Source organism: Terrabacter sp. FW104-15G4B (assembly GCF_058790095.1).
The window spans coordinates 59,492-71,890 of sequence record NZ_JBYTCI010000006.1 but is presented as its reverse complement, the minus strand read 5'-3'; the positions used below and the strand labels follow the sequence as shown (position 1 = coordinate 71,890).

Sequence of the window (12,399 nt, the reverse complement as noted above, 5' to 3'; positions counted from 1 at the left end):
AGCCCCGCTTGCTCCACCGGGCGGTAGCCTCCCGACCGTGGCCAGGATCCGGACCCGTCTCACGCTCGCGTTCCTCGTCGGAGCCCTCGCCGGGGTGCTGCTGCCGTTGGGCCCGGCCCGCGGTGCGCTCGTGCACACGCTCGCGGGCTTCGTCGTCGGCGGCCTCGTGTTCGCCGTGCCACTGCTGCTGCACGTGCTGGGCCACGACGCCCCGGCGACCAGGCAGCGTGCCGAGGGACGCGACGGCGACGCGGCCTGGTACGACGTCGTGGTCATCCTCGTCGGGCTCGCCAGCCTCGCCGGGGTGGCCATCCTCCTCGTCGGTGGCCGCGGCCCGCGAAGCACCCAGGTCATCGACGCCCTCGTCGGCGTCGGGACGGTCGCGGTCGGCTGGCTCTGCGTCCACACCGTCTACGTGCTGCGCTACGCGCGCGTCTACTACGCGAGCGCCAAGCCGCCCATCGACTTCAACCAGGACGAGGAGCCGACCTTCTCGGACTTCGCCTACTTCTCCTTCAACCTCGGCATGGCCTACCAGGTGTCGGACACCGACCTGCGCACCTCCGAGGTGCGCCGCGTCGTCCTCGGGCACACGATGCTCGCCTACCTCTACGGCACGATCGTCATCGCCTCGGCCATCAACCTCGTCGCCGGCATCGGCGGTTCGCTCGGCTGAGCCGCCGCTCAGCCGAGCCCGAGCCGCGCTGTCTCGTCCTTGACCCACAGCCCGATGAGGCCGCCGAAGTGGGCCAGGAAGCGGTCGCGCTCGTGCGCGGGATAGGTCGTCACGACGGTCGAGCGCAGCAGGTGGGCGAACGCGTCGGACTTCACCCACTCGAGCACGGCGGCGTCGAGGTGCGGCAGGTGGCGGTCGCACCAGGCCCAGTAGGCGGCGGTGTCGAAGTACTCGTCGGCGATCGCCAGGTAGGCGTCGAGCTTCTCCTCGTCGCTGAGGTCGTCCCGGTCGGCCACGTCGAAGTAGCGGCGCATCTCGAGGTCCATCGGGCCCTGCCGGCCGGTGATGAGGCAGAAGGCCGACCAGCGCACGAGCGCCTTGATGGCCCACGGGAAGTAGTAGTGCAGTGACGTGACGGCGACGTCGGGGCAGGCGTTGGCGTAGTCGATCGGGTAGACGTCGTCGCCCTTGACGAGCATCTCGCACGAGTTGAACTCCCAGCCGAACATCGCGTTGACGATCCGGCTGATGGCTGCGGTCTGCTTGCCGGCGGACGGCTGGAGGAAGTCGTAGCTCACGACATACCGGTTGTGCATCGGCTGCTCCGGCCGGAAGTCCATGACCATCGTCTCGGGGCCGATCGACAGCGCTCGCGCAAAGTGGTCGTACTCGACGGTGGACTGCAGGTGCATGAGCATCTCGCCCGACTCGTCGTAGGCCTTGACAAGGTCGCGCTCGTCGTCGATCCGGGAGACGCCGCGCCACCCGCCGCCGTCGAAGGGCTTCATGTACATCGGGTAGCCCAGCTGGTTGGCGATGGCCTTGAGGTCGAAGGGCCGGTTGTACTTCGCCGACGTGTAGGCCCAGCGGACGTTGTCGAGAGGGTGCTTGTAGGGCACGAGCCACGTGTCGGGGACCTTGAGTCCCAACCGCATCAGGGCGACGTAGGCGCTGTGCTTCTCCATCGACTGGAAGGTGAAGGGGCTGTTGAGCAGGTAGGTGTCGTTCATCAGCGCGGCCTTCTTGAGCCACTCCCGGGGGTGGTAGTACCAGTGGGCGAGGCGGTCGATGACGAGCTCGGTGCGCACCGGCTGACGCAGGTCGAACGGCTCGATCGTGAGGCGCTCACTCGTCAGCTCGTGCGTCACCCCGTCCTCGGTCGTGATCGGCCCGACCAGCGCGAGCAGCGCCTCGAAGGCGGTGGGCCAGTCCTCCTCGGCTCCGAGCAGCAGCCCGATCAGATGCGTCCTGGTCGGCGGAGCGCTCGTCGGAGTGGAGGGGTCCTGCTGCGAGGCGAGGTCGGTCATCGTGCTGCTCCTACCGTCGGGGCCGGTTGCTCGACTGCGATCCTTGCAGGGTCGGCGCCATCTGTCGCTGCAGCAGCTCGAGCAGGTGCGGGACGAAGGCCGCCTCCCACGAGCGCCAGTCATGGCGGCCCGGCACCTCGGTGAACGAGACGTCGTGCCCGCTGGCGGCGAGCGCCTGCGCCAGCTGCCGGTTGTTGGCCAGGTTGCCCTCGTCGGTGCCGCACGTGATGACGATCGGCGCGTCGGTGCGGCGCCGGCGCCCCCGTCGCACGCGCGCGACGAAGGCCGTGACGCGTTCCCAGAACTCGAAGTCCTCCTCGTCGTCGACGCGCTTGCGGAAGAAGGACCCCGACTGCAGGAAGAGCGCCCCGAAGGTCCCCGGGTGCTCCCACTCCGCCTGCAGCGACGCGAGCGCACCGAGGCTGGCTCCCATGAGGACGGGCAGCCCGTCGACGGCGTATGCCGTCCGCACCCTCGGCAGCACGTGGTCGGTCAGCGCCTCGGCCCAGAGGGGGTTGGCGGCATACCGCTCGTTGCGCGGGCCGGGCTCGAGCAGCACGACGCGGGTGGCCGGGATGCACCGCTCGGCAGTCGCGGCGCGCAGCACCGAGAGCAGGTGGGCGCGCCGGGAGTACTCCGGTCCGTCGTGCGCGACGAGCAGCGGGAGCGGGTCGCTGCGCCTCGTGCCCACCGGCGTCACGATGGCGAGATCGACCTCGCCCACGGGGGTGTCGGGAAGGGTGAGTCGCGTCCTGGCCATCGTCGGTGACCCTATCCGGGTCAAGGTTCATGCGCGGTCCCCCGGCACCCGGCGTAGAGTCGAGGAGTCGGCTCGGCACGAGCAGGGTCGGCACCAGCGGCAGGAGGCGCGTTGCACCGTGTGTGGCACGCGAGGGCCCGCCACGCCGCCTCTACCGCCGAGGACGGCGCGCGATGACCGATGACTCGACGGGACCCAGCTCGCGCCAGCGCGCGACCATCCTCGCGGCCCTGACCCGCGGCATCGCCCGGGACGTCGACCGGCTGCCTCTGGCCGAGCGGCTCTGCCACGCGTACGTCGAGGTCTTCGGCGGGGCCGGCGCGGCGATCACGATCGGCTACCGGCAGCCGGACCGCCTGACGCTGTGCGCCAGCGACGCCACCGTCGCCCGCCTCGATGGGCTCCAGGAGGTGTTGGGCGAGGGGCCCGGCTGGGACGCCTTCGAGACCCGCAGCGTCGTGGAGGCGGACCTGGCCGGACCGACTCCCTGGAACCTGTTCACCCCGACGGTGCGAGAGGAGCTCGGAAGCCTGTGGGTGTGCGCGGCACCGATGCGCCCCGACGACCACGCCATGGGCGTCGTCATGGTCTACGAGGCCTCGTCTGCCGCCGTGCTCGGCGACCCGCCGCTCGCACAGTTCCTCGCCGATGCCGTCGGCGCTGCCCTGCTCGGCCACGGGGCGCTGCTCGGCGACGACACCCGGCCGTGGGCGGTTCGCCAGCGCGTGCACCAGGCGGTCGGGATGGTGATCGCCCAGCTCGCGATCTCACCGCTCGATGCCATGGCCGTGATCCGGGCCCACGCCTATGCGCAGGACACCACCGTGGAAGCCGTGGCCGCGCTCGTCCTCGACCGGGTTCTCGACTTCACCGACGCGGGCCCCACATCGAAGGACTCCTCATGACCTCGAAGACCGCCACCCAGGTGCTCGCCGAGGCGACGGCGGCCATGGTGGACGTCCACGACGTGACGGGCCTGCTCACCCGCCTGCTGCATGACGGTGCGGCGTCCATCGGCGTCGACGGGATGGGTCTGCTCGTGGAGGACTCCGACGACTCGCTCGAGCTGCTCGTGTCGACGTCCCACACGATGGCGCAGCTCGAGGCGCTCCAGGTCGGCCAGGACGAGGGTCCCTGCGTCGACTGCTTCCACTCCGCAGTTCCTGTTTCCGCGCTGGGCGAGAGCACGATCCGGCTGCGCTGGCCGGTAGCCGGGGCGGCGATCGTCCAGGCCGGCTTCGGCGCGGTCCACACCTTCCCCCTCCTGTGGCAGGGGTCGGCCCTCGGTGCGCTCAACGTCTTCACCCACAGCGACGCCGAGCTCGAGGACGTGCAGCTCGAGATGGCGCAGGCGTTCACTGACATGTGCACGATCTGCATCCTGCAGAGCCAGACGCTCGACCGGCGCCAGGTCCGCAGCTCGCTGCACGAGGCACTCCAGGGCCGCGTCGTCATCGAGCAGGCCAAGGGCGCCCTCGCCTACGTCCACGGCATCGACATGGCCGCCGCCTACGAGCTGCTCATCGCAGAGGCACATGAGCACGGGTCGTCGGTGACGCAGGTCGCCGGCGACGTGCTCATCCGGGCCCAGCGGCAGCGAACCGGCGGCTGACCCGTCGCAGGGTCAGGCCCGTGCAACCACCGCGGGGGTCGGTTGGGAGCGCCTCGGACCGCCGATCCTACGGGGGCCCCAGCCGACAGGCCTAGGCCCGCGACGTCGGGCCCGGTCGACCGTGGACGACGGCGAGGAGAACCGCTGCCACCAGGGCGGTGACCCCGCAGACGGCCCACACCGTGAGGTAGCCGGAGACCGACGCGTGCGCCGTCGCCTCGGCGTCCACCGTCCCGGTCGACGCGAGGGCGATCGCGAAGACGCTCGAGGCGAAGGCTCCGCCGATCGTCTTGGTGGTGTTGGTCATTCCCGTCGTCTGGCCCGTGTGGGTGGCGGGCGCGGCCGCGGCGGCCGCCGCCGGGAGACCGGCGACGAGCGCTCCCGAGCCGAGGCCGGCGACCACCATGTTGGTCAGCGTCTGCGCGAGGCTGGCGTGGAAGGGCAGGAAGAGCAGGTAGCCCACGGCCACCAGCAGGGCCGCGCCGACCATCGCGCGCCGGGTGCCGAACCGCCGACCCACGACAGGCAGCAGGAGGGCGCCGGCCGCCAGCGCCAGGACGTAGCCGCCGATGAGGAGCGAGACCCGTCCGGCCGAGGCACCGAGCCCGTAGCCGGTGACCGCCGGGTCAGTGCGGGCGAAGGTCGACAGCGGGATCTGGGCGCCGAGCACCGAGACCCCGAAGAGGAACGCGGTCGCCTGGACCGGCCACTGGGCCGGCGCGCCCAGCACCCGCAGGTCCACGAGCGGTTCGGGATGGGCCAGCTCCACCCGGGCGAAGGGCACCAGGGCCACCAGGCCAGCGACGACGAGCGCCCACGGCCACGGGCTGGTGGGCCCGACCACTCGCAGCAGGACCAGCCCGCCCATCACCAGGCCGAGGGCGAGCGTGATGAGCCAGAAGCCGCGCCAGTCCACGGAGCCCGAGGCGAGCACCGGCGACTCCTCGACGCCGAACCAGATCGCGAGCAGGGCGAGCGTCACGACGACGGCAGGCAGGGCGAGGAGCGCTGTCATGCCGAGAGACTCGGCCAGGGCGCCACTGGTCAGGGCGCCCACGATGACCCCGAGCTCGAGACCGGCGACGAGCAGCCCGGCGGCGCCGCGCACACGCCGCTCGTCCCCCCGGGTGCGACGGTGGATGATCGCGACCTCCATCGGCAGCCACACGACGTAGAAGCCCTGGATGGCCCAGGCGACGAGGAAGAGCCCGAAGCTCGGCGCGAACGCGACGCCCCACGACGCAACAGCCGTGACGACCGTCGACAGCAGCAGCACCTTCCGGTGGCCGATGAGGTCGCCGAGCCGGGCGAGCAGCGGCACGACGAGCGCCGAGACGATCAGCTGCGCCGCCTCGAACCAGTTGACGTCGGCGTCCTTGATCGACAGGTTGCGGGCGATGTCGGTGAAGAGCGGCGTGTAGTAGCCCTGCAGCACACCGCTCGCGAGCTCGACGCAGAGGAGGAAGCCGACGACCTTCGTTATCGGGCTGCGCGCCACGGCACGGGTGGCGTCGGAGACGGCGGTGCTGTCGGGCATGCGGATCCTCTTCTCGATCAGAGTTGTGCGATGAGTCGGCGGTACCACGTGATGCCGTCTCGGAGGTCGGCGACCGCGATCCGCTCGTCCACTCCGTGGATCGCGGCCCGCTGGGCGTCGGTCATCCGGAACGGCGTGAAGCGGTAGACGCGCGGCCACACGCGGTGGAAGTGGCGCGAGTCCGTGGCCGCGAGCATGACGTACGGCACGGCCACCGTTCCCGGGAAGACCTCGGCCAGCGTCGACTCCAGGAGCGCGTATGCCGTGTCGTCCGTCGGGGACACGGGGCTGGGTTCGTTGCCGCTGACCAGCGTCACCTCGACGTGGGAGTCCTTGACGGTGTTGCGGATCCGCTCGACGGCGCCGACGACGGACTCGCCGACCATGACCCGCATGTTGACGTGGGCGCGGGCGGTGGCGGCGATGACGTTGGCGCCGGGCGACCCCGACAGCTGGGTGACGGCGACGGTCGTCCTCACGAGCGCTGCCGTCTCGTGGCCGAGCCGGGGAAGGACCCGGGAGAGCACGGGGCGCAGCCGGCGCGCCTGGCCGAAGACCGCGGCATACGGCATACGCGCGTGGGCACCGGCGCGCTCGAGCATGTCGACGGTGGCGTCGGGCAGATGGCTGGGGAAGGGCCGGCGCTCCAGCCGCAGGATCGCGCGGGCGAGCCGGCTCGTCGCGCCCATCCGGCGCGGCGCCGAGGCATGGCCGCCGTCGCCGTGCGCCGTCAGCACGATGTCGACGGTGCCCTTCTCGGAGACGCCGATGACGGCCATGGGTGCATCGACACCCGGGAGCACGCCCTGCACGATGGCGCCGCCCTCGTCGACGACGAACCACGGCTCGACCGTGCGCTCGCGCAGGAGGGCCACGGCGTCCTCAGCCGCACGCCCCGACACCTCCTCGTTGCTGCCGAACGACAACCACACGTCGCGCCCTGGAGTGACGCCATCCGCGACGAGGCCCTCGACCGCCTGGCAGATCGCGACGAGCGAGCCCTTGCAGTCGAGCGCCCCACGCCCCCAGACCTGGCCGTCCTCGAGCACACCGGCGAAGGGAGGGTGGGCCCACGCCGAGGGGTCACCGACGGGCACCACGTCGAGGTGCGCCATGAGCACGACCGGAGCCTCCCGCGTCCGCCCCGGCCAGCGCACGAGCAGCGCGTCGCCGCAGATCCGCTCGACCTCGCACGCCTCGTGCAGCCGCGGGAACCGCTCGCGCAGCTCGGCGAGCATCGCCTCGAAGGCTGCCCGGTCCTCTCGGACGGGGTCCCAGTCGGAGACGGTCGGGATGCGGATGAGCGCCTGCAGCGCCTCGACGGCGGCGTCGTCCCCGTTCATGACCCGGAGCGTATGCCGTGCGACGGGCTGCACGTCCCCCGACGACGAATCAGGATCGCTGTCTTTGCCATCGACAGACAGGGGTGTGGGGGCATCGAGCTGCAGGACGAGACGCGCGACGGGCGCGTGTTCAGTGTCGACTCGGGCCGGGCGACGAGACCATCCCGCAACCCCCACGAGACCCTGCCGACCTTCCCGCCCCTGCTCTAAACCCTGTACGTGGCCCGCGGCCGACCGGTCGCGTGCCCCCATGGTCTGATGGGAACGACCGCGAGGCGACGAGCGCGACAGCCCTTGGGAGGCCAACGTGACCGACTACGGGCACGAGCTGCAGTTCGGGGTTTTCGCGAGCCCCGAAGCATCGCGGGTGCACGAGACGCTGGAGCTGGCGCAGCTGGCCGACGTCCTCGGCCTCGACCTCTTCACGGTCCAGGACCACCCGTACAACGCCAAGCACGTCGACACCATGGCCCTGCTGACGGCAGTGGCCACGCGCACCAACGCCATCCGGGTCGCCGCCAACGTCGCCAACCTCCCGTTGCGCCCGCCCGTGAGCCTCGCCAAGCAGGTGGCGACGCTCGACGTCCTCAGCGGCGGTCGTGCCGAGCTGGGCCTGGGCACCGGCGCCTTCTGGGACGCGATCGTCGCCGCGGGTGGCGAGCGCCGCAGCCCCAAGGAAGCCGTCGACGCCCTCGTCGGGGCCGTTCACGTCATCCGGGGCGTCTGGGGCCAGGACCGCGATCGCCCCGGCGCCCGGTCGGTGACCGTCGACGGTGAGCACTACTCGGTGGCGGGCCTGCACGCCGGTCCGTTCCCGGTGCACCCCGTCGAGATCTGGCTGGGCGCGTACAAGCCGCGCATGCTCCGGGTCACGGCCCGGCTCGCCGACGGCTGGCTGCCGAGCATGGGGTACGCCGAGCCGGGGGCTCTGGGTGGCCTGAACGCCGTCATTGACGAGGCCGCCGAGCGCGCCGGCCGTGGCCCTCAGGCGATCCGTCGGATGTACAACGTCTTCGGCTCCTTCGGCACCGGCCGCGACTTCCTGCGCGGGACCGCCGACGACTGGGCCGAGCAGCTCGCCGGGCTGGCGCTCAGCGAGGGGATGAGCACGTTCATCCTGGGCACCGACGACCCGGACGCGCTCCGCCGGTATGCCGTCGAGGTGGCACCCGCGGTCCGCGACCTCGTGGAGCGCGAGCGCTCGGGGCGCGCCGCGACCCCCTCGGCCGTCGACCGGGCGATCGAGAAGGAGGGGCCCGCCGGCGAGGAGCCGGCCTCGGGCTCGCGGCCCATCGAGGCAGCAGGAGCCTCGGGCCGCCGTCCGCTCGAGGTGCGTCCGACACCCGACGACGGCACCCGTCTGAGCGCCGCGATGCCGTGGCGGGAGGACGACCGTCCCGTGGCCGCCGAACCCGACGACGCGGCATACTCCCCGGCGCAGCAGGCAGTGCCGCAGCACCTGGTCGACGTGCACGACCATCTGCGCGGCGAGCTGGCGCAGCTGCGCGACATCGTCGGTCAGGTGAGGCGCGGGTCCATGGGCGTCGGCGCCGCCCGCTCCGTGATCAACACGATGGCGATCCGACAGAACAACTGGACGCTCGGCGCCTACTGCGAGACGTACTGCCGCCTCGTCACCGGTCACCACACCCTGGAGGACCGGAGCATCTTCGTGCACCTGCGTGGCGCGGCGCCCGAGCTCGCACCGGTGATCGACCGCCTGGAGCAGGAGCACCACGTCATCGCCGACGTGCTCGACCAGCTGGACGAGGCGCTGGTGGGGCTCGTCGGGACCGACGCCTACGGCCGCACGGGGTCCGCTGCGCTCGACGAGGTCCAGCGAACCCTGGATCTGCTCACCGACACGCTCCTGTCCCACCTCGCCTACGAGGAGCGAGAGCTCCTGCACCCGCTGGCACGCCACGGTTTCGGCTGAGCGACAAAGCCTTTGGTCCCGGACAGGGGCCACCCCTCCCGGCAGGGGTCCGGGAGGGGTGGCGATCAGGGGCCGCCGGCGCGGCGCGCTGGGGGCTGGTCAGCCCTGCGTGCCCGAGGTCTTCGAGGCGGAGCCGTGCTCGAGGGCCTCGACGACGGCGCCGCAGAAGTCGGGCAGGTCGTCGGGTTTGCGGCTCGTGATGAGGTTGCCGTCGACGACGAGGGACTCGTCGACCCACTCTCCACCGGCGTTGCGGATGTCGGTCTGCAGGCTCGGCCAGGACGTGAGGCGGCGGCCCTCGAGCACGCCCGCCTCGACGAGCGTCCACGGCGCGTGGCAGATGGCTGCCACCGGGTGGCCGGAGGCGAAGGCCTCGCGGGCGAACGCCACGGCGTCCTCGTGCATGCGCAGGTTGTCGGGATTGGCGACACCGCCCGGCAGGACGAGGGCGTCGAAGTCGTCGACCTTGGCGTCGGCGACCGTGACGTCGACCTTCTTGGTGTCGCCCTTGTCGAGGTGGTTGAACATCTGGACCTCGCCGCTCTCGGGAGCGACGAGGACGGCCTCGTGCCCGGCGTCGGTGACGGCCTTCCAGGGCTCGGTCAGCTCGACCTGCTCGATGCCCTCGTTCGCAACGAGAAATGCGACTCGCTTGGCCACGTCGTCCTCCTCTGGTCGCCCCGGGTCGGGGCGTTCGGGTGTCTGGGGTGGCGTTTCGCGCCACTGTCGGCTCCTACCCACCGAGGACTCGGGCATCACCGGGCATCACCGGGCATCACCGGGCACGGCCCGGGGCAGGCCGTTAGGGTCGGCCCATGGCCAAGGACCTCGTCGTTCCGCTCGTCCCCGGCGTCTGGCGCATCCCGCTCGTGCGCGACTTCGTGAACGGCTTCATCCTTCGCGACGACGACGGCCAGGTGACCCTGGTCGACATGGGCCTGAAGAGCTCGGGGCCCAAGGTCATCGCGGCTCTCGGCGCCATCGGCTCGGCACCCTCGGACGTCACGCGGCTGCTGTTGACCCACGCCCACCCCGACCATGCTGGTGGCGCGGCGCACGTGGCCCGCGAGACGGGCCGCGCCTTCACCGTCCACCGCGACGACGCGGCATACGCCAGCAAGGGCTCCTCGCCGCCGCGCGACCGCAGCTTCCTGCTGGGCCGGCTCTTCGACCGCCTCTCGCGGCCGGGGAAGGACTTCGAGCCGGTCACCGTCGAGCACGAGATGGTCGACGGCGAGGTGCTGCCGATCGCCGGGGGACTGCGGGTCGTCCACACGCCCGGCCACTCCCCCGGGCACGTCTCGCTGCTGCACGAGACCTCGCGCACGCTCATCACCGGCGACGCCATCTTCAACGTCCGGGGCCTGCGCTGGCCGATCAGGTCGTTCTGCACGGATTTCCGGATGACGCAGCAGACGGCACACCTGCTCGGTGAGCTGGACTACGACGTCGCGGCCTTCACGCACGGCGCCGAGCTGCGCGACCGCCCGCGCGAGGCGATCCGCGGGTTCCTCAGCCGGCACCGGCCGGACTGACCCCAGATCCACAGTCCTGTCCACAACTGTGGACACACCTTGTACGCCGGTGTGCTCGCGCGGCTCCCCACGGGTGGCGCAACACTCGACACGCGGTCGTGACGGTGGCGGTGGATCGGGTACGACGGACGCGTGACGAACTTCGGATACACCCTGATGACCGAGCAGAGCGGTCCCAAGGACCTCGTGCGCTGGGCCGCTCGCGCCGAGCAGGTCGGCTTCGACTTCGAGGTGTCGAGCGACCACTTCTCACCGTGGCTCACCGAGCAGGGCCATGCCCCGTATGCGTGGTCGGTGCTGGGAGCCGTGGCTCAGGCCACCGAGCGCGTCGAGCTCATGACCTACGTGACGTGTCCGACGATGCGCTACCACCCTGCAGTCGTGGCGCAGAAGGCCGCGACGCTGCAGCTGCTCTCCGACGGCCGCTTCACCCTCGGGCTGGGCAGCGGCGAGAGCCTCAACGAGCACGTCGTCGGTGAGGGCTGGCCCGGCGTCGTGACACGTCAGGAGATGCTCGTCGAGGCCATCGAGATCATCCGCAAGCTGCACTCGGGCGAGCTGGTGACCCACCACGGCGACTACTTCGACGTGGACTCCGCCCGGGTCTGGGACGTGCCCGACATCCTCGTGCCGGTCGCCGTGGCCGTGAGCGGCGACGCCTCGATCGAGCGCCTCGCCCCGCTGGCCGACCACATGATCTCCGTCGAGCCCAAGCCCGACCTCATCGAGACCTGGAACCGCACCGAGGGCGCCGAGCGCATCGGCTCGGGAGCACGGGCCATCGGGCAGATCCCGATCAGCTGGGACACCGACGAGGCGGCGGCGGTCGCGCGGGCCCACGAGCAGTTCCGCTGGTTCGGCGGCGGCTGGTCGGTCAACTCGGACCTGCCCACGCCCGCCGGGTTCGCGGGTGCCACGCAGTTCGTCCGTCCCGAGGACGTTGCCGAGTCCATCCCCTGCGGCCCGGACCTCGACAAGGTGGTGGAGGCCGTGCGTGCCTACTGGGAGGCCGGCTTCACCGACATCGCCCTCGTGCAGATCGGCGGCGACGCCCAGGAGCGCTTCTTCGACGAGGCGGCCGAGCCGCTGCTCGAGAAGCTGCGCGCCGCCGCGGGCTGAGCCCGGTCGGGCGCGGCGTCAGCCGACGCCGTGGGCGCTCTGGGCGCTGCGCCGACGGGTGATGTCGGCGCAGTCGAGGCAGACCTCCTCGGGGATGACGCCGAGTCGCATGAGGCCGGAGAAGATGATGCAGCCGACGCAGATGCCGAAGATCGACTCGAGCGCCGGGAAGAGCACCATGACGGCGCCGATGACGACGACGCCCGCGACCGCACCGGTCGAGCCCGTCACGAGGCTGACCACCCAGAGCGCGGTCGCGGCGACCGTCATGACGGCGCCGATGGTCGCCGCGAACCGCTTGGGCGGGCCGGCCGTGGGTCGACGTGCCGCGGAGACGGAGGGTCGGATCCACCGCTGCACGAGCCGGGCGATCGGGCTGGCCGAGGGGCCGAACGCTGCCCGCAGGGAGAAGTCGACGGCGAGGACGGCATACAGCCACCACTGCGACGTCGCCAGGGCGACCACTCCGATGACGAGCACGACGGCCGCGATGAGCCGGACCGTCACGTCGTCGACGACGGCGGGGAAGCGAGAGGCGCTCATCCACCCATTATGGCCTGCATAAGTCGTGGTT

General features: G+C 71.6%; 12 protein-coding genes. 6 read left to right on the top strand and 6 right to left on the bottom strand.

What is annotated here, in order from left to right; genetic code table 11:
• Window positions 1–37: 37 nt before the first annotated feature.
• On the top strand, window positions 38–676 hold the full coding sequence (locus tag AC3WRT_RS07105) for a DUF1345 domain-containing protein (protein WP_492720763.1): 639 nt from the start codon (window positions 38–40) through the stop codon (window positions 674–676).
• A gap of 8 nt (window positions 677–684) precedes the next feature.
• Here AC3WRT_RS07105 and AC3WRT_RS07100 read toward each other — a convergent pair whose 3' ends face one another.
• Together AC3WRT_RS07100 and AC3WRT_RS07095 are read right to left on the bottom strand one after the other, a co-directional pair.
• Window positions 685–1,983, bottom strand: coding sequence for an ATP-grasp domain-containing protein (locus AC3WRT_RS07100; protein WP_492720762.1), 1,299 nt, complete (start codon window positions 1,981–1,983; stop codon window positions 685–687).
• 10 nt (window positions 1,984–1,993) lie between these two features.
• The gene (locus AC3WRT_RS07095) at window positions 1,994–2,743 is read right to left on the bottom strand and encodes an alpha/beta hydrolase (RefSeq protein WP_492720761.1); all 750 of its coding nucleotides are present in this window, start codon (window positions 2,741–2,743) and stop codon (window positions 1,994–1,996) included.
• A 173-nt stretch (window positions 2,744–2,916) separates the two neighbouring features.
• On the opposite strand from AC3WRT_RS07095, the gene AC3WRT_RS07090 reads away from it, so the two are divergent.
• Together AC3WRT_RS07090 and AC3WRT_RS07085 are read left to right on the top strand one after the other, a co-directional pair.
• Window positions 2,917–3,648, top strand: a complete 732-nt coding sequence (locus AC3WRT_RS07090; protein WP_492720760.1) for an ANTAR domain-containing protein — start codon at window positions 2,917–2,919, stop codon at window positions 3,646–3,648.
• Window positions 3,645–4,355 carry a GAF and ANTAR domain-containing protein gene (locus tag AC3WRT_RS07085; RefSeq protein WP_492720759.1) on the top strand — a complete coding sequence of 237 codons (711 nt, stop codon included), beginning with the start codon at window positions 3,645–3,647 and terminating at the stop codon, window positions 4,353–4,355. The genes AC3WRT_RS07090 and AC3WRT_RS07085 overlap by 4 nt, the downstream gene beginning before the upstream one ends.
• A 91-nt stretch (window positions 4,356–4,446) precedes the next feature.
• Here AC3WRT_RS07085 and AC3WRT_RS07080 read toward each other — a convergent pair whose 3' ends face one another.
• A complete protein-coding gene (locus tag AC3WRT_RS07080) occupies window positions 4,447–5,892 on the bottom strand; it encodes an MFS transporter (RefSeq protein WP_492720758.1) in 1,446 nt (481 codons plus the stop codon).
• Window positions 5,893–5,909: 17 nt separating this feature from the next.
• On the bottom strand, window positions 5,910–7,235 hold the full coding sequence (locus tag AC3WRT_RS07075) for a M20/M25/M40 family metallo-hydrolase (RefSeq protein ID WP_492720757.1): 1,326 nt from the start codon (window positions 7,233–7,235) through the stop codon (window positions 5,910–5,912).
• A gap of 307 nt (window positions 7,236–7,542) precedes the next feature.
• Between AC3WRT_RS07075 and AC3WRT_RS07070 the strand changes: the two genes are divergently transcribed.
• A complete protein-coding gene (locus AC3WRT_RS07070) occupies window positions 7,543–9,171 on the top strand; it encodes an LLM class flavin-dependent oxidoreductase (RefSeq protein ID WP_492720756.1) in 1,629 nt (542 codons plus the stop codon).
• A gap of 99 nt (window positions 9,172–9,270) precedes the next feature.
• Here the strand turns inward: AC3WRT_RS07070 and AC3WRT_RS07065 are convergent, their stop codons facing one another.
• Complete coding sequence (locus AC3WRT_RS07065) at window positions 9,271–9,831, bottom strand: type 1 glutamine amidotransferase domain-containing protein (RefSeq protein ID WP_492720755.1); 561 nt, start codon at window positions 9,829–9,831, stop codon at window positions 9,271–9,273.
• 155 nt (window positions 9,832–9,986) lie between these two features.
• Here AC3WRT_RS07065 and AC3WRT_RS07060 point away from each other — a divergent pair, with 155 nt between their 5' ends.
• Together AC3WRT_RS07060 and AC3WRT_RS07055 are read left to right on the top strand one after the other, a co-directional pair.
• Window positions 9,987–10,706: an MBL fold metallo-hydrolase gene (locus tag AC3WRT_RS07060; RefSeq protein WP_492720754.1), complete on the top strand. Its 720-nt coding sequence runs from the start codon at window positions 9,987–9,989 to the stop codon at window positions 10,704–10,706.
• Window positions 10,707–10,838: 132 nt separating this feature from the next.
• The gene (locus AC3WRT_RS07055; RefSeq protein WP_492720753.1) at window positions 10,839–11,825 is read left to right on the top strand and encodes an LLM class F420-dependent oxidoreductase; all 987 of its coding nucleotides are present in this window, start codon (window positions 10,839–10,841) and stop codon (window positions 11,823–11,825) included.
• Between the two features lie 18 nt (window positions 11,826–11,843).
• Here AC3WRT_RS07055 and AC3WRT_RS07050 read toward each other — a convergent pair whose 3' ends face one another.
• Window positions 11,844–12,368 (bottom strand): DUF4395 domain-containing protein, encoded by a 525-nt coding sequence (locus AC3WRT_RS07050; RefSeq protein WP_492720752.1) that lies wholly within the window; start codon window positions 12,366–12,368, stop codon window positions 11,844–11,846.
• Window positions 12,369–12,399 lie beyond the last annotated feature (31 nt).

Excerpts from the sequence above, each read along its gene's own strand:
- AC3WRT_RS07100 (WP_492720762.1), bottom strand. The coding sequence starts at position 1,983 with ATGACCGACCTCGCCTCGCAGCAGGACCCCTCCACTCCGACGAGCGCT.
- AC3WRT_RS07095 (WP_492720761.1), bottom strand. The coding sequence starts at position 2,743 with ATGGCCAGGACGCGACTCACCCTTCCCGACACCCCCGTGGGCGAGGTC.
- AC3WRT_RS07090 (WP_492720760.1), top strand. The coding sequence starts at position 2,917 with ATGACCGATGACTCGACGGGACCCAGCTCGCGCCAGCGCGCGACCATC.
- AC3WRT_RS07085 (WP_492720759.1), top strand. The coding sequence starts at position 3,645 with ATGACCTCGAAGACCGCCACCCAGGTGCTCGCCGAGGCGACGGCGGCC.
- AC3WRT_RS07080 (WP_492720758.1), bottom strand. The coding sequence starts at position 5,892 with ATGCCCGACAGCACCGCCGTCTCCGACGCCACCCGTGCCGTGGCGCGC.
- AC3WRT_RS07075 (WP_492720757.1), bottom strand. The coding sequence starts at position 7,235 with ATGAACGGGGACGACGCCGCCGTCGAGGCGCTGCAGGCGCTCATCCGC.
- AC3WRT_RS07060 (WP_492720754.1), top strand. The coding sequence starts at position 9,987 with ATGGCCAAGGACCTCGTCGTTCCGCTCGTCCCCGGCGTCTGGCGCATC.
- AC3WRT_RS07050 (WP_492720752.1), bottom strand. The coding sequence starts at position 12,368 with ATGAGCGCCTCTCGCTTCCCCGCCGTCGTCGACGACGTGACGGTCCGG.